At 35.2% G+C, this 26,378-nt stretch carries 23 protein-coding genes and 1 riboswitch; of the genes, 20 read left to right on the top strand and 3 right to left on the bottom strand.

Annotation, left to right across the window (positions count from 1 at the left end; all coding sequences use genetic code 11):
- Nucleotides 1-166 precede the first annotated feature (166 nt).
- Entirely contained in the window at nucleotides 167-1,159 is a 993-nt protein-coding gene (gene mgrA / locus ACTXGU_RS21100) for an L-glyceraldehyde 3-phosphate reductase (RefSeq protein ID WP_443483501.1), read from the top strand.
- 74 nt (nucleotides 1,160-1,233) lie between these two features.
- On the opposite strand, the gene dpsA is transcribed toward mgrA, so the two are convergent.
- Nucleotides 1,234-2,172: a dipicolinate synthase subunit DpsA gene (gene dpsA, locus ACTXGU_RS21095; RefSeq protein WP_443483500.1), complete on the bottom strand. Its 939-nt coding sequence runs from the start codon at nucleotides 2,170-2,172 to the stop codon at nucleotides 1,234-1,236.
- 369 nt (nucleotides 2,173-2,541) lie between these two features.
- Between dpsA and ACTXGU_RS21090 the strand changes: the two genes are divergently transcribed.
- Nucleotides 2,542-3,663 carry a TetR/AcrR family transcriptional regulator gene (locus ACTXGU_RS21090; protein WP_443483499.1) on the top strand — a complete coding sequence of 374 codons (1,122 nt, stop codon included), beginning with the start codon at nucleotides 2,542-2,544 and terminating at the stop codon, nucleotides 3,661-3,663.
- Nucleotides 3,664-3,801: 138 nt separating this feature from the next.
- A complete protein-coding gene (psiE, locus tag ACTXGU_RS21085) occupies nucleotides 3,802-4,236 on the top strand; it encodes a phosphate-starvation-inducible protein PsiE (protein WP_443483498.1) in 435 nt (144 codons plus the stop codon).
- Nucleotides 4,237-4,651: 415 nt separating this feature from the next.
- Here the strand turns inward: psiE and ACTXGU_RS21080 are convergent, their stop codons facing one another.
- Nucleotides 4,652-5,569 (bottom strand): LysR family transcriptional regulator, encoded by a 918-nt coding sequence (locus tag ACTXGU_RS21080; RefSeq protein WP_443483497.1) that lies wholly within the window; start codon nucleotides 5,567-5,569, stop codon nucleotides 4,652-4,654.
- Nucleotides 5,570-5,802: 233 nt separating this feature from the next.
- On the opposite strand from ACTXGU_RS21080, the gene ACTXGU_RS21075 reads away from it, so the two are divergent.
- The 14 genes from ACTXGU_RS21075 (at nucleotide 5,803) to ACTXGU_RS21010 (ending at nucleotide 22,084) form a co-directional block, all read left to right on the top strand.
- On the top strand, nucleotides 5,803-6,843 hold the full coding sequence (locus ACTXGU_RS21075; RefSeq protein ID WP_443483496.1) for a 2,3-butanediol dehydrogenase: 1,041 nt from the start codon (nucleotides 5,803-5,805) through the stop codon (nucleotides 6,841-6,843).
- A gap of 372 nt (nucleotides 6,844-7,215) precedes the next feature.
- Complete coding sequence (locus ACTXGU_RS21070; protein WP_443483502.1) at nucleotides 7,216-8,067, top strand: GRP family sugar transporter; 852 nt, start codon at nucleotides 7,216-7,218, stop codon at nucleotides 8,065-8,067.
- A 20-nt stretch (nucleotides 8,068-8,087) separates the two neighbouring features.
- Complete coding sequence (locus ACTXGU_RS21065; RefSeq protein ID WP_443483495.1) at nucleotides 8,088-8,873, top strand: SDR family oxidoreductase; 786 nt, start codon at nucleotides 8,088-8,090, stop codon at nucleotides 8,871-8,873.
- A gap of 325 nt (nucleotides 8,874-9,198) precedes the next feature.
- Nucleotides 9,199-9,639 carry a MarR family winged helix-turn-helix transcriptional regulator gene (locus tag ACTXGU_RS21060; RefSeq protein ID WP_443483494.1) on the top strand — a complete coding sequence of 147 codons (441 nt, stop codon included), beginning with the start codon at nucleotides 9,199-9,201 and terminating at the stop codon, nucleotides 9,637-9,639.
- Between the two features lie 328 nt (nucleotides 9,640-9,967).
- On the top strand, nucleotides 9,968-10,999 hold the full coding sequence (locus tag ACTXGU_RS21055) for an NADH:flavin oxidoreductase/NADH oxidase (protein WP_443483493.1): 1,032 nt from the start codon (nucleotides 9,968-9,970) through the stop codon (nucleotides 10,997-10,999).
- A 136-nt stretch (nucleotides 11,000-11,135) separates the two neighbouring features.
- Nucleotides 11,136-11,270, top strand: coding sequence for a hypothetical protein (locus tag ACTXGU_RS21050; RefSeq protein ID WP_443483492.1), 135 nt, complete (start codon nucleotides 11,136-11,138; stop codon nucleotides 11,268-11,270).
- Nucleotides 11,271-11,434: 164 nt separating this feature from the next.
- Nucleotides 11,435-12,859 carry an amino acid permease gene (locus ACTXGU_RS21045; RefSeq protein WP_443483491.1) on the top strand — a complete coding sequence of 475 codons (1,425 nt, stop codon included), beginning with the start codon at nucleotides 11,435-11,437 and terminating at the stop codon, nucleotides 12,857-12,859.
- Nucleotides 12,860-13,108: 249 nt separating this feature from the next.
- Nucleotides 13,109-14,362, top strand: a complete 1,254-nt coding sequence (locus ACTXGU_RS21040) for an ATP-binding protein (RefSeq protein ID WP_443483490.1) — start codon at nucleotides 13,109-13,111, stop codon at nucleotides 14,360-14,362.
- Between the two features lie 239 nt (nucleotides 14,363-14,601).
- Nucleotides 14,602-15,579: a ring-cleaving dioxygenase gene (locus tag ACTXGU_RS21035; protein WP_443483489.1), complete on the top strand. Its 978-nt coding sequence runs from the start codon at nucleotides 14,602-14,604 to the stop codon at nucleotides 15,577-15,579.
- Between the two features lie 335 nt (nucleotides 15,580-15,914).
- Nucleotides 15,915-16,208, top strand: coding sequence for a Dabb family protein (locus ACTXGU_RS21030; RefSeq protein ID WP_443483488.1), 294 nt, complete (start codon nucleotides 15,915-15,917; stop codon nucleotides 16,206-16,208).
- 374 nt (nucleotides 16,209-16,582) lie between these two features.
- Nucleotides 16,583-17,008, top strand: coding sequence for a DUF1641 domain-containing protein (locus ACTXGU_RS21025; protein WP_443483487.1), 426 nt, complete (start codon nucleotides 16,583-16,585; stop codon nucleotides 17,006-17,008).
- Nucleotides 17,009-17,275: 267 nt separating this feature from the next.
- On the top strand, nucleotides 17,276-18,460 hold the full coding sequence (locus ACTXGU_RS21020; RefSeq protein ID WP_443483486.1) for an NAD(P)/FAD-dependent oxidoreductase: 1,185 nt from the start codon (nucleotides 17,276-17,278) through the stop codon (nucleotides 18,458-18,460).
- Nucleotides 18,461-19,280: 820 nt separating this feature from the next.
- Nucleotides 19,281-19,430: riboswitch (cyclic di-AMP (ydaO/yuaA leader) on the top strand.
- A gap of 132 nt (nucleotides 19,431-19,562) precedes the next feature.
- Nucleotides 19,563-21,389: an APC family permease gene (locus ACTXGU_RS21015; RefSeq protein ID WP_443483485.1), complete on the top strand. Its 1,827-nt coding sequence runs from the start codon at nucleotides 19,563-19,565 to the stop codon at nucleotides 21,387-21,389.
- A 209-nt stretch (nucleotides 21,390-21,598) separates the two neighbouring features.
- Nucleotides 21,599-22,084 (top strand): nitroreductase family protein, encoded by a 486-nt coding sequence (locus ACTXGU_RS21010; protein WP_443483484.1) that lies wholly within the window; start codon nucleotides 21,599-21,601, stop codon nucleotides 22,082-22,084.
- A 223-nt stretch (nucleotides 22,085-22,307) separates the two neighbouring features.
- On the opposite strand, the gene ACTXGU_RS21005 is transcribed toward ACTXGU_RS21010, so the two are convergent.
- A complete protein-coding gene (locus ACTXGU_RS21005; RefSeq protein ID WP_443483483.1) occupies nucleotides 22,308-22,631 on the bottom strand; it encodes a helix-turn-helix domain-containing protein in 324 nt (107 codons plus the stop codon).
- 649 nt (nucleotides 22,632-23,280) lie between these two features.
- On the opposite strand from ACTXGU_RS21005, the gene ACTXGU_RS21000 reads away from it, so the two are divergent.
- The 3 genes from ACTXGU_RS21000 to ACTXGU_RS20990 all read left to right on the top strand — a co-directional run bounded on the left by ACTXGU_RS21000 (nucleotide 23,281) and on the right by ACTXGU_RS20990 (nucleotide 26,265).
- Complete coding sequence (locus ACTXGU_RS21000; protein ID WP_443483482.1) at nucleotides 23,281-24,285, top strand: asparaginase; 1,005 nt, start codon at nucleotides 23,281-23,283, stop codon at nucleotides 24,283-24,285.
- Nucleotides 24,285-25,151, top strand: a complete 867-nt coding sequence (locus tag ACTXGU_RS20995; RefSeq protein WP_443483481.1) for a YitT family protein — start codon at nucleotides 24,285-24,287, stop codon at nucleotides 25,149-25,151. The genes ACTXGU_RS21000 and ACTXGU_RS20995 overlap by 1 nt, the downstream gene beginning before the upstream one ends.
- Nucleotides 25,152-25,629: 478 nt before the next feature.
- Entirely contained in the window at nucleotides 25,630-26,265 is a 636-nt protein-coding gene (locus ACTXGU_RS20990) for an FMN-dependent NADH-azoreductase (protein WP_443483480.1), read from the top strand.
- Nucleotides 26,266-26,378 lie beyond the last annotated feature (113 nt).

The raw sequence follows: 26,378 nt of genomic DNA, 5'->3' as shown, positions 1-26,378 counted from the left end.
TAGACAAAACATACTAAGTTAGTAGCACAGACCAAGGCATGGTTTGTGCTACTTTTTTTATCCTGCTAGTAAAAATGAAAGATGCATAGTATGATAGAAGAAATGAAAGCGCTTGATTTTAAAGTTCATTTTATGTCCAATTTGTTGAAAATAAGGAGAGGATACAATGGTTTATAAAGCAGACGGAAATCGCTATGAATCGATGAAATATAATCGGACTGGGCGTTCAGGTTTATTGCTTCCGGCAATTTCATTAGGACTTTGGCATAATTTTGGCGGAGTAGATACATATGAAAATGGCCGAGCCATGCTTAGAAGGGCATTTGATTTAGGCATTACGCATTTTGATCTTGCCAATAATTATGGTCCCCCAGCAGGCTCTGCAGAAGAAATGTTTGGAAAAATGTTAAAAACAGATTTTGCTCCTTATCGAGATGAAATGATCATCTCCTCAAAAGCTGGGTTTTATATGTGGCCAGGTCCTTATGGTGAATGGGGCTCTAAAAAAAATTTGATTGCAAGCCTTGATCAAAGCTTAAAAAGAATGGGTCTAGATTATGTTGATATATTTAATTCTCACCGTCCAGATCCTGATACTCCGTTGGAAGAAACAATGGGAGCGCTTGATCAGATCGTGCGTCAAGGAAAAGCATTGTATGTAGGCATCTCCAGTTATAGTACGGAACAAACGAAAGAAGCAGTAAAAATATTAAATGAATTAGGAACTCCTCTGCTTCTCCATCAGCCTAGCTATTCCATGTTTAACAGATGGATAGAAGATGGACTGCAGGATGTTTTAGAGGAAAATGGCGTCGGATCTATCGCTTTCTGCCTGTTGGCACAAGGTTTATTAACAAATAAATATTTGTCAGGAGTGCCAACTGATTCGCGAGCAGCAAAACCAACAGGGTTCTTAGGAGAAAATCAAGTCACAGAAGAAATCATTCATCGTGTAAAAAAACTCAATGAAATTGCAGGTGAGCGAGGTCAAAGTCTTGCACAAATGGCCCTTTTATGGGTGCTTCGCGGAGGAAAAGTCACATTTGCTTTAATTGGAGCAAGCAAAGTCAGCCAAATTGAAGATAATGTAGCAGCTTTACAAAATCTTGATTTTAGCGAAGAAGAGCTTTTAAAAATTGATGATATCTTAAAATCTTGATAGGTAAAGTAAGAGGAACGAATCATTGAGTAAATATGTTCGTTCCTTTATTTAATTACTGAGCTGTCTAAAGATTATGCTTCTTGCATTAATTCAGACAGAACATTCCCGATAATCTCTCCAGCTGTTTTTGGTGCAACTTTTGCCGGCAGCCCTAATGCCCATATCGTCTTGATTCCTTTTTCTTTGGCAAAAGCAAAGTCCGTTCCTCCTGGCTTAGAAGCAAGATCAATAATAAGGGTATCTTTTGACATGCGGGAAATAATAGCAGCATCTAAAATGCAAAAAGGAATTGTATTTAGGAAAATATTTATTTCTGCTGTAATATTAGACAGATTCTGCATGAATACAGGCGTTAATCCCATTTCTTTCACTCGGGCAGCATCAGCAGGCTTCCGCACACATACACTCACTTTCGCACCAACAGCCGAAAAAACTCTCGCTACTGTTGTGCCGACTCTCCCGAAACCTAAAACCATCACCTTTGCATGATGCACAGTAAAAGCTGTGTGCTGAATAGCAAGCATTAATGCACCCTCAGCAGTTGGAATAGAATTTAAAACGGCAACATCATCTCTATGAAAAAGAGCTACTAGTTTTCTATTGGTTTTCTCTACTAATTGGTGTAAAAAAGGGGTGATGATTCCCGTATAAATAACACAGTCTTCTTTTGTTTGTTCCAACATTTCGTTGGTAAAAAAAATTTCTGACGATGAAAAACTTGATTCAATCTCCCCGCTGTCATTTACGCCTGGAATAGGTAAAAGAATCCCATCCATGATGTTGAAAGCGGCCTCTGTGTTTTTTACATAAATGACATTGTCAGCTACATATTCTAGTTCATCAAAACCAATTAATAAACGGTTGCCTGTAATGAAGCTAATGTTTTTATGACTTCTTTTTGGCGGAAATCTCCTCCCATCAATAAAATATTTTTGCCTGTCAGCATAAAATTCCTCCTCAAAATGAATATTTTGGCTACCTTGAAAAGAAGTTCCGCAGCGTGAATACACTAGGCTTTCCGCGGAAAGGGAGTGGATTCCCTGACCTTTTGAAAATCAACAATAGCATTAACAGAGCCTTTATTTTAAACTATAAATATCATTCTACCCTTACTTTAACTTCTTGTCTCGTTTTGCGATTATACTTGAATAAGTACATATCCCAAATAAATTTTTAGTTGTGTTCACAAAATCGTCATTTTTTAATATGGTATATTATGGTATAACAATAAGGTGGAGTGTTTACCTGTTTCTTCCGTTTTATAGAATATATTGGATGTTAAACAATTATAGTTTTCCTTATGAAAGAAAACAGAAAAGAAGAGTGTTGCGACATATTCCTAATGAAAAAGTGTTTTATTATCAATAGGGGGAAGAATAATGTCATGTACAAATGAAATAGACTCACGAGCAATTATGAATTTAAAACAAACGATGATGGACTTGCTAATGAAAAAAGATATACGCTATATAAAAACAAAAGAAATTACAGAACAAGCACATGTAAGCCGAAGTATTATGTTTCAATATTATAAAGATAAATATGCTCTGTTTAATGATATTATTGAAGGTATGAAAAAAGAATTAAAGCAAACAATTGCTAAATCTCTACAAGAGAAAAAGAGCAAAACTGTAAATCAGCAAAATAAAAGAGAAAAATCTGTTCTACATTTTATCATGAAACACCGTTTCTTTTTTCAAACATTAATGAATAGAAACAAAGCTCCGTTTGTTAATTTTCATCAATTTTTCCTGCAAAGTTGTGTAGAAGAACAAGGTGATTCCCTTGCACAAAAACATGATTTATCTGCCCATTATCATGCATTATATTATTATTCCGTTTGTTTGTATTGGTTGAACGAAGAAAGGATTTTGTCACCTGAATATATTTGTGAAAAGATTCACAAATTACAATATCAAAATCAACTGGATTGGATAATTGGAAATCCAGTCTGTACAAAGAAAACAAGTAATCATCCATGCAATCCATTTGAAGAAGCAGTGCATCACGCATTTATAGAATTAATGATCGAAAAGGAAAATTATTCTGCTATTACGATTTCAGATATTGCAAAAAAAAGTAACATTCGCCGAGCCTCTATTTATAACTATTATGCTAGTAAAGAAGATTTGTTTAAAGCAATTATTAAAAAAGAATGTTCGGAATTAATAGAATGTTGTGCTGTTCCCGCCAACCAAGAAAGCATCACAACACAACAAATTGAACAAAAGCTGGATCAATTATTTACATACTTATCTGATCATACTAGCATTTTCAGTTTTATTCATAAAGATTGCGGCATGCCAAATCCACTAGCAGAAATGTTTTATCAGTTCACCGACTATTATGCATATACAGTTGAAGAAAAGGAAGATAAGATATTATTCGGTTATTATGTATCAGGAATTGTAATATCCATTATTCTCTATCATCTACAAGATGCGATAGAACAGCCGCCAACCTATACAGCAGAACAGTTGATTCATTTATTTGAGGATTAAATTTCAAAGTAGAATTATTTTCAGTTGTAATAAAAAACTTTTCAGGATTAATGGACCTTCAGTATATTTTTCTATGATGAAAAGTCATTTATATGTAAAATAACAATATAGAAAAAATATCTAGTTTGGAGGAATATTGTGGAATCAAGAAAAGTGGAAAAAAAATCACCAAAAAGACAGATAAAGCTTTCATTCATTCTTCAACTGATCCTTAATATATCATTAGTGCTGCTTGCCGTTACATTAAGTATTTTAATGAGTAGAGAAATTTATTATTTTGTTCGTTTTTCTATCTTTCTCCAAGAACAGAAAAGCCATTACGAGCTGTTAGAAAGAATATTGATATTCTTTTTATACTTTGAGTTTATCGCGATGATTGTTAAATATTTTCAAGAAAATTATCATTTTCCACTGCGTTATTTTCTTTATATTGGCATAACGGCGATGGTGCGTTTAATTATTGTGTACCATGATAATCCTGTACATACCCTGTTATATACATGTGCAATCTTAGTATTAGTGATTAGTTATTTTATTGTTTCATCAGCACCATCAAAAAGGAGAAAGTTATAAAAAAGAGAATGAAGCGCCTTTATCATTTAACAGAATGATAAAGGGGCTTCGAAGTTTTAGATGAACATTGCCGTCGAAGACATCAGGATATTGTCATTTTTTATCGGCAGTGTTTTACGTTCCTAATGAAAACCAATACTTCTGTTAACGAAAAAAACATATTTTATACAAAGCACGAAATAATTCGGGGTAGACACCCATGCAAAATTTGCACCATGGCGCATGGAAAGAAGCAGCCTCCACATTTATAGCGCAGAGCAGCGTGAATACACGAAGACTCCTGCGAGAAAGCGAGACAGACGAGACCCTGCAGGAGCGTAGCGACGAAGCGGCTCGGCGCTCGCTAAGCAAGAAGCGTAGTGTATTCACGCTGCGGAACTTCTTTTAAGGGTAGACTAAATAATATAGTCTGCCTCTATCTATTTGTAATCAGTCCGCAAATAGACTTATTTAATCGATAAATAAATTCTTTTGAAATTTGTGATAATGTTTTGTTTTTCGCATAAACGTATCCGAAATAGTATGTTTTATCTAGTGATTCTGCAAAGTTAATGGTGACATATTTGTCACTATTGGATAATCCTGTAACCGTTTCAAAGGAATAATCAAAGCCGATATTTATAGCCGTATTTTTTTCCAACGCGTTGCGAATCGTTTCAACGTTATTTGTGGTGAATAGAATTTCCATGTTATTTGCAAGAAAGTCACAGTTTTTTATAAATTCAGTAATACAATGATCATTGTAAAGAATAATAGACTGGTTTTTTAACATTTCTTTTGTAATAAGCGATTCTTTAGCTAGTGGTGATTTTTTGTTAACTGCAACGATCATATGACCATCTAGCAGTCTATTAAATACAAGTTGTTTATTTTTTTCTATATCATCGTCTGTATATATAAGCAAGCCGATATCAACCTCTTGGTGATATACCCTATCCATAATCGTTTGGGAATTATTTTCATCAATGGAAGCACGAATAAAAGGATATGCTTTCTTAAAGGCAGTTATTAACTCAACTAATACTTCCATTGGACCTGGAAACGTTGCAATCTTGATTTCACCTTTTAACGTATTTGTATAGCTTTCCGCTTCGTTCCTAAACTCTTGTAGTTTCATTATTACTTCTGAGGCGATATTAATAAGACGCTGACCCTCTTCTGTTGGATACGATCCATTTCTTGATCGGTGAAATAATTCAATATTTATCTCTTTTTCTAGTTTTGCTACTGCCTGACTTAACGCTGGCAACGTTATATTTTGTTTTTCGGCAGCAGCTTTTAAGGAGCCTGTTTCAGCAATTTCCACAATGTAATACAACTGTTCCATATTCATCTAAATCCCCACCTGTAGTTAAGTAATAGGTAATTAAAGTTAATTATAATTAAATTTACCATACTTGTAATATATAATATAATAAAAATGTTTCGTTATGATGAAAAGACTTAAAGGCCTTTAAGTGATAGAGAATTTGTGTCAAAATTAGTAACTTTATGGAAAATAAGCGTTTTAATATGCTATATATGTTTTAATATACATATAGCATGAAGCAAAGGAGATGTAAGAACATGAAGGCTTTAAGATGGTATAAGCAGAAGGATATACGTTTAGAAGAAATAGAGGAACCACAAGTAGAACCAGGAAAAGTGAAATTAAAAGTAAAATGGTGTGGAATTTGCGGAAGTGATTTACATGAATATTTAGGCGGTCCTATTTTTATTCCAGTTGATAAGCCGCATCCGTTAACAAAGGATATAGCACCAATAACTTTAGGACATGAATTTTCTGGTGAAGTGTTGGAAATTGGAGAAGGTGTTACAAATTATAAAGTGGGTGACCGCGTCGTAGTAGAACCAATTGTTGCAACACATGGCCATCAAGGTGCATACAATTTAGATGATAATATGGGCTTTATAGGCCTTTCTGGCGGAGGCGGCGGTTTTTCTGAATATGTAACCGTCGATGAAGAGCTTTTACATAAATTACCGGATGAATTATCTTATGAGCAAGGTGCTTTAGTAGAACCATCAGCAGTAGCATTGTATGCTGTTCGCTCAAGTAAAATTAAAGCAGGCGATACTGCTGCAGTGTTTGGATGCGGACCAATCGGGTTGCTTACTATTGAAGCATTAAAAGCAGCAGGAGCAACCGATATTTATGCTATTGAACTATCTCCAGAACGTCAAGTTAAAGCAAAAGAACTTGGAGCAACAGTTATTAGTCCAGCAGACTATGAAGATGTAGTTGCAGAGATTGCAAGCCGAACAAATGGTGGAGTAGATGTTTCATTTGAAGTAACAGGTGTGCCAGTTGTTTTAAAACAATCAATTCAAGCAACAAAAATTGCTGGTGAAACAATAATCGTAAGTATTTGGGAAAAACCAGCAGAAATCCTTCCCAATGACATTGTTATCAAAGAAAAAACAGTAAAAGGAACTATAGCTTATCGTGATATTTTCCCATCTGTTATGAACTTAATGAGAAAAGGCTATTTCTCTGCAGATACATTAGTAACAAAAAAAATAAAGTTAGATAATGTAGTAGATCAAGGTTTCGAAGCTTTACTTACCGAAAAAAATCAAGTGAAAATATTAGTTAGTGCAGAATAAAAATAGCTAGATTGATAGAATAAATCTCTTTTCATGTAGTCTAATATATAATGGGCGGTATTTTTCGATGTTATCGGAAAAATACTGCCTTTTTTTAATGCTTGTAGTTTGATGGATGTGCTAGTGCCAGTCCCAAGCCTTAATATATATTTCACTCTCCTCGATGCAATAAGCAAACATGGGTAATTTGGAAAGTTATGTCGAATATAATAGAATAATTGCAAAAATTGCTACTCGTTAACCGCTTTCTATGTTATGTTTTTATTAGTGGAACATAGTAAAATAATCATATTTTGTACCATTTTCATCTGATTAAAGTAGATGAACAAAGGTAATAACTAAAGTATAAGGATAGAAAGAGGTTAGATGACAGTGGATTTATTTTTAGCTATTCTTCCCGCTATTTTTTGGGGAAGTATTGTGTTACTAAATGTAAAAATTGGAGGGGGAGCTTATAGTCAAACTTTAGGTACAACGATAGGAGCGTTGTTATTTTCTACTATTATTTATCTATTCGCCCAACCTCAATTAAACACAACTATTTTTATTGTTGGGGTGATCTCCGGTATTTTTTGGGCTTTTGGACAAAGTAATCAATTCAAATCAATTGAGTATATCGGTGTATCCAAAACGATGCCTATCTCTACTGGGTTGCAAATTGTTTCAACTACACTATTTGGAGTCTTGATTTTTCACGAATGGACAACGTTAAAAACCATTCTATTTGGCGTAATCGCCATTATATGTATTTTAAGTGGAATTATTCTCACCTCTTATGATAAAAATAGAAGCAAGGAAGAAAATACTACGTTTAAAAAGGGCGTGATTACGCTTCTTTTCTCAACGGTAGGATATTTAGGTTATGCAGTAATTGCTCGTTTTTTTGAAGTGGATGGCTGGTCTGCATTATTTCCACAAGCAATCGGAATGTTTATAGGCGGTTTTATTATTACATATAAACATAAACCTTATAATAAGTATGCGATTTTTAATATTTTCCCTGGTCTTTTTTGGGCAGCAGGAAATATGTTTTTATTTATTTCTCAACCAAAGGTTGGGGTGGCAATCAGCTTTTCCTTATCGCAAACAGGTGTTGTCATTTCAACACTAGGTGGAATTTTTTTATTAAAAGAAAAGAAAACGAAGCGTCAATTAGTTTTTATCGGAATAGGGATTATCTTCATTATTATTGGGGTAGTATGTTTAGGACTAGCTAAAAGATAATTTATGGAGGAGGATTTATTTTGTATTCAGACCTACAAGAGAAAGTAGTTGTCATTACTGGCGGTTCTACAGGGCTGGGTCGGGCAATGGCAGTTCGTTTTGGAAAAGAAAAATGTCATGTCGTGATAAATTATCTCTCAAAAAAGGAAGAAGCATTGCTTGTAAAAAAGGAAGTAGAAGAAGCTGGAGGAAAAGCTGTTATTGCAAAAGGAGATATAACAAAAGAAGAGGATGTTATAAACCTTGTCAGTACTGCAATAGAGCAATTTGGAAAGCTAGATATTTTTGTTAATAATGCTGGAATCGAAAATGCTGTTCCGTCTCATCAATTGTCTATAGAGGATTGGGAAAAAGTGATCAAAACCAATCTCACAGGCGCATTTTTAGGAAGTCGTGAAGCAATAAAATACTTTATCGAAAATGAAATAAAAGGAAATGTTATTAACATGTCTAGTGTTCATGAAAAAATCCCATGGCCGACATTTGTTCATTATGCTGCAAGTAAGGGCGGAATAAAAATGTTAACAGAAACATTAGCATTGGAATATGCTCCAAAAGGAATCCGCGTAAATGGTATAGGTCCTGGTGCCATTAATACACCGATTAATGCAGAAAAATTTGCAGATCCAAAAAAACGTAAAGATGTAGAAAGTATGATTCCTTTAGGCTATATTGGAGAACCAGAAGAAATTGCGGCTGTTGCAGCATGGTTGGCCTCCACTGAATCGAGTTATGTAACAGGCATTACTTTATTTGCAGACGGAGGCATGACAAAATATCCATCTTTTCAAGCAGGTAGAGGGTAAAAATTGAAGGATAGGGGATATTCTAATGAAAATAATTAGAATATCCTCTTTTTTCAAGATAAGAAAGCATAAAACTTTTGAACTTAGATGAGTGTCTAGCTACAGTGCCTAGCCCCTGTGAAAAATAACCCTTTGCCTCTAAAAGTAAAAAGCACTTTTCGAGTCAAATGAACATTTTTCTTCGGGGCTGAGCAAGGCGCTTGCGCTTTTCTTATCATATTGTATTTGACTAGTAAAAGTTTTAGTGGTTACAATTAATTATTAACAAGGTGCAAACGGTATAAGACCGTTTGCAATAGTTTATTCGAATACAGGTGGAGATAACATGAAATTAAACGAGCAAAATCGATTACTAGAAAGCTGGCTGTCTTTTACACAAATTCAGGCCAATTTGGCAAATGAGTTGGAAAGTGCTTTACAAGAAGCACATACATTAAGCTTAAGGGAATTTTATGTGCTATTATTTTTATCAAAAGCTCCTGATAAAAAATTAAGGCTGCAGCAGCTGCATGAAATGGTTGGATTAAGTCAAAGTGCGTTATCGAGGCTTGTTGCAAGAATGGAAGCGAAAAGCTGTGGGGCGCTAGAAAGGCATATTTGTCAAGATGACAGAAGAGGAATCTACACTTCGTTGACATCTTATGGACAAGAAAAACTACAAGCAGCAAATGAAACCTTTCATCAGACGCTTGCAACTGCTCTTTCCTCAAAAAAACTTCAGCAAGATATTAAAGAGGTGACGCAGCAATTAACGGAAAATGTATAAACGAAGGCTGTTTTCTAAAAGTTGGTTGTTTTTAAATAAAATAATAAACATGGTTGAAACACTGAGCAGCCTGAATACACGTAGACTCCTGCGGAAAAAGCGAGAAAGACGAGACTTAAGCAGAGCATAGCGACGAGGAGGCTCGGCACTCGTCCGCGGAAAGCGAAGTGTATTCAGGCTGCGGTTAGATAACAAACAATCTATACCAAAAGATCCTTTCTGTAAATTGAACAGCATACATTAAGTGTTATCATTTGACTCGTTTGTAAATCGATGATATTTTATATGCATGAGCATACATTCATGAAAGAAAGAAGGAATTATAAAAATGGAACATTTATTTAGCCCGTTTTCTTTTAAAGGATTGGAATTAAAAAACCGTGTCGTTATGCCGCCGATGTGTCAATATTCTGTTGCAAATAAAGATGGCATTGCAACAGATTGGCATTATGTGCACTATGTAAGCCGAGCAATTGGCGGTGCTGGTTTAATAATTATAGAAATGACTGATGTCGAGCCAGATGGCCGCATAACTGATTTTGATTTAGGTTTATGGTCCGATGAGCAAATTCCTGCATTAGCTCGTATTGTGGATGCATGTCATCGATACGGTGCAAAAGTTGGTATTCAAATAGCCCATGCAGGCCGCAAAGCAGAAGATGCAGAAACGCCTGTTGCACCATCTCCGATTGCTTTTGACGAAAAGTCAAAAACACCTAAAGAGCTTTCAACAGAAGAAGTAAAAGGGATGGTAGAGAAATTTCAACAAGCAGTTGAACGTGCTGTAAAAGCGGGAGTGGATACAATTGAGCTGCATGGTGCACATGGCTACTTAATTCATCAATTTCATTCGAAGTTAACAAATAAAAGAAAGGATGAATATGGTGAAGACTTAACAAAATTTGGCGTAGAAGTTATTAAAGCCGCCAAAAAGGTGATGCCTGAAAACATGCCATTAATTATGCGTGTATCTGCAAAAGAATATGTAGAAGGTGGTTATGATATTCATGAAAGCGTCGAGTTTTCGAAACAATATAAAGAAGCAGGCGTAGATCTTTTCCATATTAGCGCTGGAGGAGAGGGTCCAATCGCAGCGGCAGGAAAACCAGGCACTCATGTGGCATATCAAGTACCATTAGCACGAGCTTTTAAAGAAAAATTAAATGTTCCCGTTATTGCAGTAGGAAGGTTAGATGAACCAGGGCTTGCGAATGCTGTCGTTGGAAACGAAGAAGCAGACCTTGTAGCTGTAGGCAGAGCAATGCTAAGAAATCCTTATTGGACATTAGAGGCAGCAGCGCAGCTTCAAAAAGAAACGACAATTCCGCCGCAATATGTATTTGGTTTCCCAACTAGATAAAAAGTGTAAAATAGAAATAGAAAATTAATAAAAAAATAGGCTAAGGTAGGCATGTGTTGTCTATCTTAGCCTATTTTTTTGTATTAAGGAAACTTTTTTGCTTCCGATTAATATTAATAAAGTAGGGGTGATACTAATGAAACAAAGCGGACGTATTCAAAATAAAATCTATGCATACTCCTATCTTTTTAAATGCTTAGGCATTATTGGAGAGAAAGAGTATGAGGATATGCAAATGTATTTGTTTAATAAGAAAAAGGGAAGTAAATAAACAATATAAGCTGTCAACAAACAATTGGTTTTAATCGGCTTGAAAGTTTGCAGTTTTATACTTTGTCTACACTCTTAACTATTAATAAAATATTCCTATCCTCATATTTCGATGCGTAAATGGAAATAATCTAAACAAACGATCGAAATAAGGGGGATTTAGGAATGGAAAAAGGGATTTCAGCATGGCAGCTGACAATGATGGCGTTAGGAACAGTCATAGGAGGTTCCTTCTTTTTAGGAGTAGCGATTGGAATAAAGCAGGCAGGTGCATCTATCCTTATTTCTTATATAGTAGGAGGCATTTTAGTCTATTTTATCCTTGCTGCTCTTTCTGAAATGACTATAGCAGATCCTGCTCCAGGTTCTTTCCGGACTTTTGCAGAAAAGGCGTTTGGACCTGGTGTCGGATTTGTAGTCGGTTGGGTTTACTGGACAGGAATAGTTTTAGCAATGTCGAGTGAGGCAACGGCAGTCGCCATCCTTTTAAGAGAATGGCTTCCTGGAGCAAGCGTGCTGCTGATAGGTTCAGGTGTAATCATTGCTGTAACGCTAGTAAACTTATTAGGTGCAGAAAGATTAAGCAAATTGGAAAGCGGTCTTGCTGCGATTAAACTTCTTGCTCTAATTGGGTTTATTATATTTGCTGTTTTACTAATTGTTGGTTTCATGCCAGGAGCTCCACGAGTCGGGGTTGGTGCTTTAGCAACGGAGGCTTGGTTTCCTGCTGGAATCGGCGGCATTGCAGGAAGTATGTTAATTGTTATCTTTACATATGCGGGGTTTGAAATAATTGGTTTAGCAGCATCAGAAACGAAGAATCCACATAAAACAGTGCCAAAAGCTATTTTTTATACAGTGGTAATGTTGATTGGCCTTTATATTTTAACGATTGCTGTATTATTGCCGCTAATACCAACTGCTTCTTTAACGGAAGAGGTTAGTCCGATGGTTGCAGCGCTATCAAGATATGGTCTCGGATGGGCAGGCTTGATCATCAATATCGTACTTGTAACAGCGATATTGTCTACCATGCTTGCATCGATGTTTGGTCTTGGCAGAATGATTCGCTCTCTTGCTGATGAAGGTCATGCTCCCTCTTGGATAAAAAGTAAAAAAGATGTTCCATATAGAGGAATATTATTTTCAGGAGTAGGTATGCTCATTGGATTGGGATTAGGTACCTTTCTTCCTCAAAAAATTTATGTTTTTTTAGTCAGTTCAGGTGGATTTGCTTTATTGTTTACGTATGTCGTAATTATGGCCACGCATTATAAATATCGGAGGAAAGGCAATTGGATAAGTGAAATAAAGGAGTTTCCAGGCTATCCTTATTCTTCCTACCTTGTGTTAATAAGCTTATTAGCCGTTATTGGCAGCATGCCATTAGTGAAAGGTCAAGGAGCAGGACTTGTCGCAGGAATTATTTTAGTAGTGATGTATACTGTTATCTATTTATTTGTAAAAAAAATAAGAGCTGTATCAACGAAATCAGAAATTTTTAAAAAGCAGAAAGAACTGTTGACAAACGTTCATGCAAATATGCAGATGGAAGCGTCTGAAGAATGGCATCTTAAGAAAAAAAAGTAGCAATAACCTATAATAGGATGAGCAGCTGTTTATTGGCAGTGATATATTTTATTAGTTTCTTAAATGAAAAAGCAGGAAAAATTTATTTCTAAAGCGTATATATTTGATAAAAGCCATTTTAATGTAAGAATGGCTTTTTATCTGTATAAAAAGAAACGATTCTATTAAATTCTGATAGAAATAGCGATACGATATAAAGGAATATGGGTGAATATAAAGCAGCAATAATGTTGAAAAAGAGGAGGCAAAATGTTTAGATTTGATAATTATTTATTAACTTTGTTAATTGTCCTAGTGCCTGCTTTGCTTTATTATAATTATTTTTACAAAAAGGAGTTAGATAAAGATAAGAAGTACATATTAGGATTATTTTGCTCGTTAACAGTTATTCTTTCTATGAGTTTTCCGTTAAAGCTTGCTCCAGGCCATTTTTATGACTTGCGTGCCATCCCATGGCTAATCTCTTTCTTTTATGGCGGTTATGAGGTCGGGATAATAACTACCATTGTTATTTTTGTGTATCGATTTTTATTGGGCGTTAATGCAGGTTTTTTCATTACGATCATTTGTTATTCGTTTGCATCTTTTTTTGTTCTTTTTTTTATAAAAAAATATCAACTCCTTCTTTTCAGAAATAAATTAATCGCCAGTGTAATTTTCACATTAATAAGTAATTCACTCATTATACTGGCTGTTTTGTACACGGGAAAAGTACAAGAAGAGGTATTGCCAAGTTTTATTGCCTATTTTTACGTATCTCATATTGTAACGATCATTATAGTTATTTATATTATCGAAACGTTGCAAGAAAAAGAACTAAATAAAGTGAAGATACAACAATCAGAAAGGATAAAAATAATTGGAGAAATGGCGGCTTCCGTTGCCCATGAAATTCGCAACCCACTAACGGTTGTCAAAGGGTTTATTCAATTGTTGAAAAGTGACACGAATTTAACGACAAAACAGGTCAGTTCCATTGATTTAATTCAGTCAGAATTATTAAGAGCTGAAAACATTATCAATGATTATTTGTCTCTTGCTAAAACGAAAGTGTCATCTCCAGAACAGATTGATATGAAAGAAATTATTTTTCATGTCGTAGAAGTAGCAGAGTCGTTCGCTCTTTTAAATAATGTGACGATAATAAATAAAGTGAATAGATCCTTTTATATAGAAGCAAATAGTAATGAAATTAGTCAAGTTCTTTTAAATATAATGAAAAATGGCATAGAAGCAATTGAAGAGAAAGGAGAGCTGATTATAAATGCCGAAAAAAGAGGAGGTAATATTGAAATTCAAATAACAGATACAGGAAAGGGAATGACAAAGGAACAAATAAAAAGACTCGGTTCGCCTTTTTATACAACTAAAGATCAAGGGACCGGTTTAGGCACAATGGTTTGTTTTAAAATCATTCATAATTTACATGGAGACATTAAAATACACAGTAAAATAAATCAAGGTACAACATTTGAAATTACCATTCCATTACTGTCTTCATAATTTTACATACATTTAGAGTGCTTCCTACAAAGTGGATAGCACTCTATCTATTTTTATCGAAGAATAAACTATATAAGGTTCAACACAGAATTAATTATTTCGTTTTCTTGACAAGGAATAATTCACCATGATATATTTATCTCGAAATAAAAATATTTTAATTAAAGATATATGAATTTGAAAACATAAAGAATGATTTAGGGAATAATTCTAGTAAATAAAGTTTAGGAGGAATTACGATGAATGGATTAAAAGGGATACACCATGTTACTTCTATTACAAGCAGTGCGGAAAAAAATTATCAGTTTTTCACCAATATTTTAGGGATGCGTTTAGTAAAAAAAACAGTAAATCAAGATGATATCCAAACGTATCATTTGTTTTTTGCTGATGATAGGGGAAATGCAGGTACGGATATGACTTTTTTTGATTTTCCGGGAATTCCTCAAGGTGTTCATGGTACGAACGAAATTTCGAAATCATCTTTCCGTGTTCCAACGGATGTAGCAATCGATTATTGGGTGAAACGTTTCGATCGGTTAGAAATAAAACACAGTGGCATAAAGGAGCGGTTCGGCAAAAAAACACTTTCATTTGTCGATTTTGATGATCAACAGTATCAGTTAATTTCAGATGAAAAAAATGAAGGGGTTGTTTCGGGCACGCCATGGCAAAAGGGACCTGTTCCTTTAGAATATGCAATAACGGGTTTAGGGCCTGTATTTATTACCATTGCAAATTTCGATTATTTTAAAGAAATAATGGAAAAAGTGCTGCAATTTAAAGAGATTGCACAAGAAGATTCTCTTCATTTATTTGAAGTAGGAGAAGGGGGAAATGGTGCTCAAGTAATTGTTGAGCATAATGCTGCACTTCCTCAAGCTCATCAAGGGTTTGGAACAGTACATCATGCAGCTTTTCGTGTGGAAGATCGAAAAGTATTACAATCATGGATTGAGAGGATGGAAAACTTTGGATTCCAAACATCTGGATACGTAAACCGATATTTCTTTGAATCCTTATATGTAAGAGTAGCTCCACATATTTTATTTGAATTTGCAACAGATGGACCTGGTTTTATGGGAGATGAACCATATGAAACACTCGGAGAAAAATTATCTTTACCACCGTTTTTAGAACCAAAACGAGATCAAATTGAAAAATTAGTTCGACCGATAGATACAGTAAGAAGTACAATCGAATTTACAAAAGAATAATTGAGCATGGATCCCATTTAAGTGACAAGAAGTAAATTCCATGAAAGTGAAAAATCCGCAGGAAATATTTCTTGTGGATTTTTTCAAAAGATAAGAAAGTATAAAATTTTGAACCTAGTTTAGTGTCTAGCTCCGGCGCCTGCGCTTTTCTTAATTGATTTTTTTATCCGATATTGCCAGTTCCTTGCATGGTAATCAGTACAAATGAGAGGAACGGCGGCGGGAAAAACAAATACGAAGGCAAAAAAAAACGGACAAATTATTTTTTAATTTGATGGACTTGAAAATTTTCGTTAAAATAAACAAGAAAACTTATACGAAGAAAGAGGTACATTATGATAGATCATATCGTTCTTGTAAAATTTAGCGAAACGACAACGAAAGAACAACTACATGAAGTAATAAAACGTTTTCGGGCTTTACGAAATAAAATGTTGGGTATAATCGACTTGCAGGCAGGTTTAAATTTTGCTGACAGCAGTAAAGAATATCAAGTCGTATTAAAGGTTCGATTTGAAGATCGACAAGCACTTGAATTATACAAACCAAACCCTGAGCATCAAGCAGTGGCAGCGTATATTCGAGAAGTAGGCAGAATAGACAGCATTGTCGTAGATATTGAAATTTGATATTAAAAGAGGAGTTTAGCTGAAAACTGGTGCGCATCTAATATAGGGTAAGAAGTGCTAAATATATGTCAAAAATTTAATCTAAAGTGATTTAAGTCTTAATTACTAAAAAATATCTAAAATTTTGTCATTCTCACATTTATTTTTAATAAAAAAGTGGTATTATATTAAAGGAGTTAAATAAGGGCCCTATGTTAGAGTCTATTTAATAGTTTGGTATTATTATCCATTTATTATTTACGGAATGCTTTCGTGCCTTAAAATGTAATACTTCTCGTTTGCGAACTTTTGTGCATAAAATCACAAAAGTACGGTAAAACAAAACCAAAACTATTTAGGCATTTAATATGCTTATGGAAAAGGAGAATTAGTATATGTCAGAATCAACTACGCAAACTAGTGCTGAAAAACAACTGACAGTAAGTCAAGATTTGTTAGATCAGCTACTTAAGCCAGAAGTTCAAGAATCATTGACAACGTTAGTAGAACAACTTCCAAAAATAACAGAGTTAGTAAATGTTTTAACAAAAACGTATGATTTTGCTCAATCTGTTTCAACAGACGAAGTGTTAAAAAGCGACACAGTTGGCGCTATTACAGAAATTATGGAGCCTGTTGTGCATTCAGTTAAAGGTGTAGCTGCGACTGCAATCGAAGCAAAAGACCGTGCTGAACAAAGCAATGAAACAATTGGAGTATTTGGATTATTAAAATTGTTAAAAGACCCACAAGCACAAAAATTATTCCGATTTACTCAAAGCTACCTTCAAATTATGTCAGAAAAAGAACAGCAAAAGTAAATATTAGAGGGTAGACAAAATATATTTTGCAGGAGCTGCAGGGTGATCGAAAACGTTTGTATTTCGAGGCGTGAAGCCTTGGGAGGAGCGGCGGGCAACAGGATGTTGGTCAGAACGACGTTGTCACAGGACGTGACGTACTTAGTCGTTCATCCTCTGTTACCCAGTAATGAGCATCCGAGTAAGGCGAACAACGAAGAAATCGAGCGTTTGTCGACAGCCTGTAAGCATTATTTTTGATAAGGAATAAGGACGGAGGATTAAACTATGTCAAAACATATCGTTATTTTAGGTGCTGGATACGGTGGACTTTTAGCAGCTCAAAATGTTCGTAAATTTTATACGAAAGAACAGGCAAAAGTTACGGTTATTAATAAATATCCAACACATCAAATTATTACAGAATTACACCGTCTTGCTGCTGGAAATGTTGCAGAACAAGCAGTGGCAATGCCTCTTGAAAAGTTATTAAAAGGTAAAGACGTTGATTTAAAAATCGCAACGGTTGATTCTTTTTCTGTTGACAATAAAGAGATTGTTTTAACAGACGGCTCAAAACTTACTTATGATGCACTTGTGGTTGCATTAGGCAGCGTAACAGCATATTTCGGAATCCCAGGCTTGGAAGAAAACAGCATGGTATTAAAATCTGCTGAAGATGCAAACAAAATTTACAAGCATGTAGAAGAGCGTATTCAAGAATATGCAAAAACAAAAAAAGAAGAAGATGCTACAATCTTAATCGGCGGCGGCGGATTAACTGGTGTAGAACTAGTTGGTGAACTTGCTGATATCCTTCCGAATTTAACAAAAAAATATGGTGTAGACTTCAAAGAAATTAAATTATTGCTTGTAGAAGCAGGACCGAAAATTCTTCCTGTTCTTCCAGATGATTTAATTCAGCGTGCAACAAAAAGCTTGGAAGCACGTGGTGTAACATTCTTAACAGGATTGCCTGTAACAAATGTAGCCGGCAATGTAGTTGACTTAAAAGATGGTCAAAAAATTGTTACAAATACATTTGTATGGACTGGTGGAGTTCAAGGAAACCCATTAGTTGGCGAATCAGGTTTAGAAGTAAACCGCGGCCGCGCAACAGTAAACGATTTCTTACAGTCAACATCACATCCGGAAGTATTTGTAGCTGGAGATAGCGCTGTATACTTCCCTGCAGATGGTGATGGTCGTCCAGCGCCACCGACAGCACAAATTGCTTGGCAAATGGGTGAATTAATTGGATACAATCTATTTGCTTATCTTGAAGGCAAATCATTTGAATCATTTAGTCCAATCAATTCAGGAACTTTAGCAAGTCTTGGCCGTAAAGACGGAGTTGCGATCATTGGTGCAAGCTCTACACCATTAAAAGGGCTGCCAGCAACTTTAATGAAAGAAGCAAGTAATGTTCGTTACTTAACTCATATTAAAGGTTTATTTAGCCTAGCATATTAATTTTCAATTAGAGGGATTCTAAAAGGATGTATACTACCTTTTAGAATCCCTCTTTTTATTTGGCTGTTTTCGTATAGATTGTTGTTATTTACCCCGCAGCCTGAATACACTTCGCTTTCCGCGGACGAGTGCCGAGCCTCCTCGTCGCTATGCTGAGGCCACTGAAAAAGTGAATGCTACAAAATATAGGTAGTGACAATCCAAGCAACGAAGAGGTTTTCGTTCGGTTTTCCGAGGCTTACCACACGCTTTCCGCGGGGCGAGCGCCGAGCCGCTTCGTCGCTACGCTCCTGCAGGGTCTCGCCTGTCTCGCTAATCCCGCAGGAGTCGTGCGGACGCCTCTCCTAACCAAAATGATAGTCATTTTCAAACTCTCTATACCATTTTTACCCTAATAAATTTAAGTGTTTCACCTATAATTTATCTAATAAAACACTTTTTCATTGCCGTCGCTATGCTCCTGTGGGGTCTCGTCTTTCTCGCTTTTCCCGCAGGAGTCTACGTGTATGCAGGCTGCTCAGTGCTTTCACAATGTTTATTATTTATTCAAAAACAACAAACTTTTAGAAAACAGCCTTTTATTCTAATCTCCGTAATTACTTTCCATGTGGGTTTTCTGTGAAAAAAATTTAATAATTTTTCACTATTTACTAATAAAGTTTATAGAAACATTGAAATAATGAGTAAGAAAGAGATTTGATTTATTTATTCCTTATAAATCACCTTTAATCGCTTAATTTGAAGATTTTTGTCGTTTTTTTCCGTTTTTGAGTCCTTTACATTCGGTGTATTCAGGAGTAATATCTTGCATAGAAAATAAGTTCTTTAATCGCTGAGTCCAATTGGAACGGAGGACCCACCATTTGTACATAAATTGTACTTGGGGTGAATCCTTTGAAATCAAAGGTAGGGTAAACTCTCAAACTGCCCGAATCCGACAGCTAACTCCGTAAGCGTTAAGAGAGGGGAATGATTCGTATGATCGTTATTAGCGACCACGGGTAATCCTCTGTGGTCTTTTTTTGTTGGGAAAAAAGAGAAATGAAAATTCGAGTAGGGTAGAAAGAATGGGTTATAATCTGAGTTTTATGGGGGAAGAAACATGAATAAAACGGTAATAAAAAGAATACTTATTGGCAAACCATTGAAAACAAGGGAATTAGGAGATCAAAAATTAAATAAATTAAAAGCATTAGCTATTCTTTCTTCCGATGCATTATCTTCAGTTGCATATGGAACAGAACAGATTTTACTAGTTTTAGCAGGTATTGGAGCTTTAGCCTATTGGTATTCTCTTCCGATTGCAATGGGAGTGCTTGTTCTATTAACCGCATTAATATTATCGTATCGCCAAATCATTTATGCATATCCACATGGTGGTGGTGCTTATGTTGTTTCAAGAAATAATCTCGGAGAGAATGCGGGATTAATTGCAGGCGGATCATTGTTAGTTGATTATATTTTAACAGTGGCAGTAAGTGTAACTGCTGGAACGGATGCAATCACATCAGCATTTCCATCTATGCATGGTTATAATGTCCCGATTGCTTGTCTGCTTGTTTTGTTTATTACGATTTTAAATTTAAGAGGAGTTACCGAATCGGCATCGATTCTAGCCTATCCTGTTTATTTATTTGTGCTTGCTTTATTGATTTTATTAGGAACTGGTTTGTGGAAAATAATGAATGGAGAAGTGCCGGATTCAGTACATACACCAATTGGTACCGTTGTGCCTGGCTTGAGCTTGTTTTTATTATTAAAAGCTTTTTCTTCTGGCTGTTCTGCACTAACAGGAGTAGAAGCTATTTCGAATGCAGTCCCGAATTTTAAAGAACCGTCTGCAAAAAATGCTGTTCGCACGTTAACAATGATGGGAATTATTCTTGCTGTATTATTTTCAGGTATTACGTTTTTAGCGTATTACCTTGGAATTTCACCTAAAGCAGAAGAAACAGTTGTTTCCCAAATAGCATCAGAAGTATTTGGAAGAAATGTTTTTTATTATTTTATCCAAGTAACAACTGCTCTTATATTGGTGTTAGCAGCTAACACCGGCTTTGCAGCATTTCCTTTACTTGCAGTGAACTTGGCAGCTGATAAATATATGCCGAGGATATTTGCTATTCGCGGTGATCGGTTAGGCTATTCAAATGGGATTGTAACATTGGGCATTGCTTCTATACTTTTAATTATTATTTTTGGCGGGGATACAGAAATGCTAATCCCGTTATATGCAGTAGGGGTGTTTATTCCATTTACTTTATCGCAGTCTGGCATGATAATAAAATGGCTGAAAGAAAAACCAACAGGATGGAAACTAAAATTAAGCATCAATTTAGTTGGAGCAATTATTACGTTTACTGTCTTAGCTATTTTATTTACAACTAAATTTACACAAGTATGGTCGGTACTATTATTTTTACCTATCATTGTGTATGTTTTTCACCGTATTAATAATCATTATAATAATGTAGCGAATCAATTACGTCTCGATCATCACTATAAAACAGAAAAATTACAAGGGAATATTGTGATTTTGCCTATTGCTGGAATAACAAAAGTAGTGGAAAACTCATTAGCCTATGCTGAAACGGTTGGTGATACCATTATTGCGGTGTATGTTGCATTTGATCGTGAAAGTGAAAAAAGGATGGAAGAAAAATGGGGATCTTACAGACCGGATATTCGCTTAGTAACATTGCATTCACAATATAGAAGTTTAATTAGACCATTGCGAAGATTTATAGATGTGATTGAAGAAAAAGGGGAGGAAAATCATAATAGTGTGACCGTTATTATTCCGCAGTTTATTACGAAAAAAAGCTGGCATAATATATTGCACAATCAATCAAGCCTTTTATTAAAAGCACATCTTCTTTATCGCAGAAACGTTATTGTAACGACCGTTCCATTTCGTTTGAAAAAGTAAGAGCCAAATTAATTTTGGATGTTAAAGCTCTCGTAAACCCTTTTGTACTAGTGGTGTTTATGAGGGTTTTTGTTTATCCCACTCAGTCAGTTCAGGACTTTGTGCTATTTTTCTCTAAAAAAATAGAATACTGCGGTTAGTTAGAAATAACAGGTATAATAGGGGAGTACTAAAATATAATAAAAGGAAAAAGAAAAGGAGATGAAACCATGAATCTTTCCGAAATAATAAAAAATCGGCGAACAATAAGAAAATTTAAAGCAGAGGCTTTAGATCTTGCGAAAGTGAAAGAATGGCTTCAAATAGCTGCCTTCGCTCCGAATCATAAACTAACAGAACCATGGGAAGTGCTATTTATTGGACCTGAAACAAGGGCAGAACTAAATCATAAACTAAATTTTGGCGATGCGCCGGTATTGTTTGCTGTCCTTTCTCATAAGGGAAGAAATGAATTGGAACGCGAAGAAAATCTTGCAGCAGTTTCATGCTTTATCCAAAATTTCATGTTATTAGCATGGGAAGAAGGGGTAGGAGCCTTTTGGTGTTCCATTGGTGCATCTGAAAGAGGGAAAAAGATTCTTCAAGTGACGGAGGAATATGATATTGTTGGTGTAATAGCAGCGGGTTATCCAGCGGAGATAGCAACTGCGAAAGAAAGAACATCTATTGATGTTAAAATCAAACAACTGAAATAATAGTTAGACGGAGCTCCGTCCCCTTTTCCACAGAAAAGGGAAAAAATAAAAGATACATAAGACAGAAGAAATGAAAACATTCTTTAAGTATAAGAGAGAACTCATCAAGTTAAATTGAAAATGAATTAGGCGAGATATTAAGCTAACCTATGGGTAGGAGATCTTATCTAAAGGAAAGCTTTTTTTTCATGAAGAAAACGGTGTATACTCCATAAGAGTTTTCTTAATCTAATTCTCTATTAACCTTTGTAAATGCAATAATATTTTTTAATTCTGTAGATGTTAAAGGCTGATCGTCTACTGTAAGAGTAATATTCTCTTTATTATATGTTGTTAATTCTATTGTTAAGGGATTGTTTTTGCGATGAAGTATATAGTCGACAGAAACATTAAATAATTCCGCAATTTGAATTAGGGCACGTAAGGATGGTTCTCGATATCCAGATTCATAGCCTGCATATGTACTTTTAGCAATACCGAGTAAATCAGCTGTTTCTTGTAAAGACCAATTTTTCTGTTTTCTAAGTTCATTTAATATTTGCAGCAAATACGAACACTCCTATCCTTTTATTCCACTATTAACCGGCAGTTGCACCACGTCTTTATTTCCTCGTCTATGTGGCTTATATCCTAAGGACTCAGGCTTCCGTCATGGTATAAATAAAACCGACTGACGAAAGTCTCACTTTATATTAAAGTATCAGAATTAATATTTCTTAAGGTTAGATAACTGTCTAACTCCGGGGCTGATCAAGGCGCCGGAGCTTTTCTATGTCTAGCTCCAGCGCCTAGCCCCTGTGAAAAATAACCCTTTGCCTCTAAAAGTAAAAAGCACTTTTTGAGTCAAATGAACATTTTTCTTCGGGGCTGATCAAGGCGCCTGCGCTTTTCTAATTATAGCATGGGTATTTTTATTTTAACAGAAAAAATACGCAAAACGAATACAGTTATTGCTTTATTACTCATGATTATACTATAATACAACTAAAAATAAAACGCGTTTCGCGTACATATTTGTAAAAGATAAGAAAGCATAAAGTTTAGAAGTTAGATAGATGTCTAGCTCCGGTGCCTAGCCCCTGTGAAAAATAACCCTTTGCCTCTAAAAGTAAAAAGCACTTTTTGAGTCAAATGAACATTTTTCTTCGGGGCTGATCAAGGCTCCTGCGCTTTTCTAATATGTGAGGAGGATGGAAATGAAGAAAATATTATTGCTTGCAACAGGTGGTACTATTGCTTCAGTGGAAGGAAAAGAAGGCTTGGTACCAGGTATGTCTGCTGAAGATCTTTTGCAATATTTTGAAGGTGATTCCGAAACAGTGGATGTAACATGTGAAATACTGATGAATAGAGACAGTACGAATATGCAGCCGGAGCATTGGGGCATTATTGCTGAAGCTATTGCTAAAAATTATCATCAGTATGATGGTTTTGTTATTACACATGGCACGGACACTTTAGCATATACTTCTGCGGCATTGTCTTATATGCTGCAAGGGTTAAAAAAGCCGGTTGTCATTACAGGATCACAGGTGCCAATCAGTTTTAAACAAACAGATGCGAAAAAAAATGTTTCTGACAGCATTTACTTTGCAATGGAAAATGTCGGCGGAGTGTTTGTCGTGTTTGATGGAAGAGTCATCATTGGTACTAGAGCAATGAAAATGAGAACGAAAAGCTATGATGCTTTTGAAAGTATTAATCATCCATATGTAGCATCTATTCAAGGAAATAACATCACTTATTATTGGAATCCAAATGATTCAAAAGAAACCTTTAAAATGGATACAAGCTTATGCCCGGATGTTTTTTTGTTAAAACTTCATCCAGGCACAAAACCAGAAATATTTGATTATCTTAAAACAGCTTATAAAGGGATAATTATTGAAAGCTTTGGAAATGGAGGCTTGCCGTTTGAAGAAAGAAATCTGTTGCCTAAGCTGCAAGAACTTGTAGATGCAGGTGTTGCTGTTACGATTTCTACACAGTGTTTAGAAGAAGGGCAGGATCTACTCTTATATGAAGTGGGTAGAAAGGTAGCACAATATGATGTTATTTTATCGGCAGATATGAATACGGAAGCAATTGTGGCAAAGTTAATGTGGGTGTTAGGAAAAACGACTAAAATAAAAGAAGTAAAAGAATGGATGGAGAAGCCTATAGCATGGGATTTATCTGTTGATTGGGAAAAGGAAAAATAATGGTGAAGAAAAAAGTAAACGCAAGCAGTATTTGGAATTTATTTTTATTACATGTTGGGGTTTTTCTTATTGCTGTGAATATTCATTTCTTTTTACAACCTAATCATTTTGCTGCAGGGGGACTTGGTGGATTAAGTATTGTATTACATGCACTTTTTCCTAAGTATTCACTTGGAATACTAATGTTAGCTCTAAACATTATTTTTTTTAGTTTAGGTTTTGCCTTTTTGGGGTTTCAGTTTGGCGTTAAAACCATTTATGCAAGTTTTTTACTTACTTTTATCGTATGGATGTTAGAGAAATTTTATTCATTAGAGGCTGCTTTAAGTCACGACTTATTTTTACAACTAGTAATCGGAACAATAATTGCAGGACTTGGATTAGTCATTGTTTTTAATCAAAATGCATCAACTGGCGGCATGGACTTAATTGCCATGATATTAAATAAATATTTTGCAATTGATATTGGAAAGGCTGTTTTATTAGCAGATTGCACCATTTGTTTCCTTGCTATATTCACTTTTGGTATAGAACGAGGTTTGTATGCTTGCTTTGGCATCTTCTTTAGAGGAATTGTGATTGAATATTTTAGCAGCCAATTTCGCACTAAAAAAGAAGTGGTTATTATAAGTGAAGAATGTGAACTAATAAAAGAATTTATCATAAAAAGTTTGAATAAAAGTGCAACTGTTCATAGCGCAAAAGGTGCTTTTACGAATGATCGTAAAGAAGTAATTACGATTGTGCTAGAAAAACAGGAATTTATTAAACTAAAAAAGTATATTTATAAAGTTGATAAACTGGCATTTATCACGGTGCATAATATGAATGTAGTAATGGGCAGTGGTTTTAAAAATGCTATTTAAAGAGGAGGGGAAGACAAGCCCCTTCTTTTTTTTTGTCAAAAAATTTGTTTTCTTTGTAGCTGTTCTCGATTAAAAAGAAGATTTTCCTCATTTAAAAAGGCTGTTTTCTCAAAATTTGTTGTTTTTCTCATAAAAAATTGGAAATGAAATACTCAGCAGACTGAATACACGTAGACTCCTGTGGGAATGCGAGAAAGACGAGACCCCGCAGGAGCGTATGCGACGAGGAGGCTTGACGCTCGCCCACGGAAAGCGAAGTGTATTCAGGCTGGAGTTTAAAAGCAACAATTTTCACGAAAACAGCCTTAAAAAAAGAAAAAGATAAAATGATTGACAATCTAAAGATTTTCGTATAAATTTATACTTAATTAAAGATATATTATTTTGAGATATATTATCCGGAGATATATTCATACATAATATATGATTAAAAGGCTTATCCTTATAATAATTTTTTAAAAAAGAAAGGAAGATTATAATGGCAAAAGTATTATATATTACAGCACATCCTCTTAATGAAACAGTTTCTTACAGTTTGGCGGCAGGGAAAGCGTTTATTGAAGAATATAAAGCAGTAAATCCTAATGATGAAGTGGTTCATATTGATTTGTTTAAGGAAAAGATTCCGTATATTGATGCAGATGTTTTTAGTGGTTGGGGAAAATTACAATCAGGAAGTGCGTTTGAAACATTATCTGCCGAAGAACAAGAAAAAGTTGCTCGTTTAGGTGAATTAAGTGATCAATTTGTTTCCGCTGACAAATATGTTTTTGTCACACCTTTCTGGAATTTTTCATTTCCTCCAGTAATGAAAGCATATATTGATTCTGTAGCAGTTGCAGGAAAATCTTTCAGCTATACAGAACAAGGTCCCGTTGGTTTATTAACAGATAAAAAGGCACTTCATATTCAAGCTCGAGGAGGAATTTATTCGGAAGGGCCAGCAGCTGAATTGGAAATGGGGCATAAGTATCTTTCTGTAATTATGAAATTCTTTGGAGTACCGTCTTTTGAAGGATTATTTATAGAAGGTCAAAATGCACAGTCACATAAAGCGGCTGAAATTAAAGAAAATGGAATTGCCAGAGCAAAAGAATTAGCACATACATTTTAAAACAAGGCTATGTTAAAGCTCATTGTTGATTTTGGCACTATGTTGATTGGAGTGGAAGGCGTGAGACTCCTGCGGGAAAAGCGAGTCGGAGGGAGACCCCACAGGCGCACAGC

Source organism: Niallia sp. 01092, assembly GCF_052318935.1.
Lineage (GTDB): Bacteria > Bacillota > Bacilli > Bacillales > Cytobacillaceae > Niallia.
Note: the sequence above shows the minus strand (reverse complement) of the source record. Positions and strands in the feature narration are given on the sequence as shown.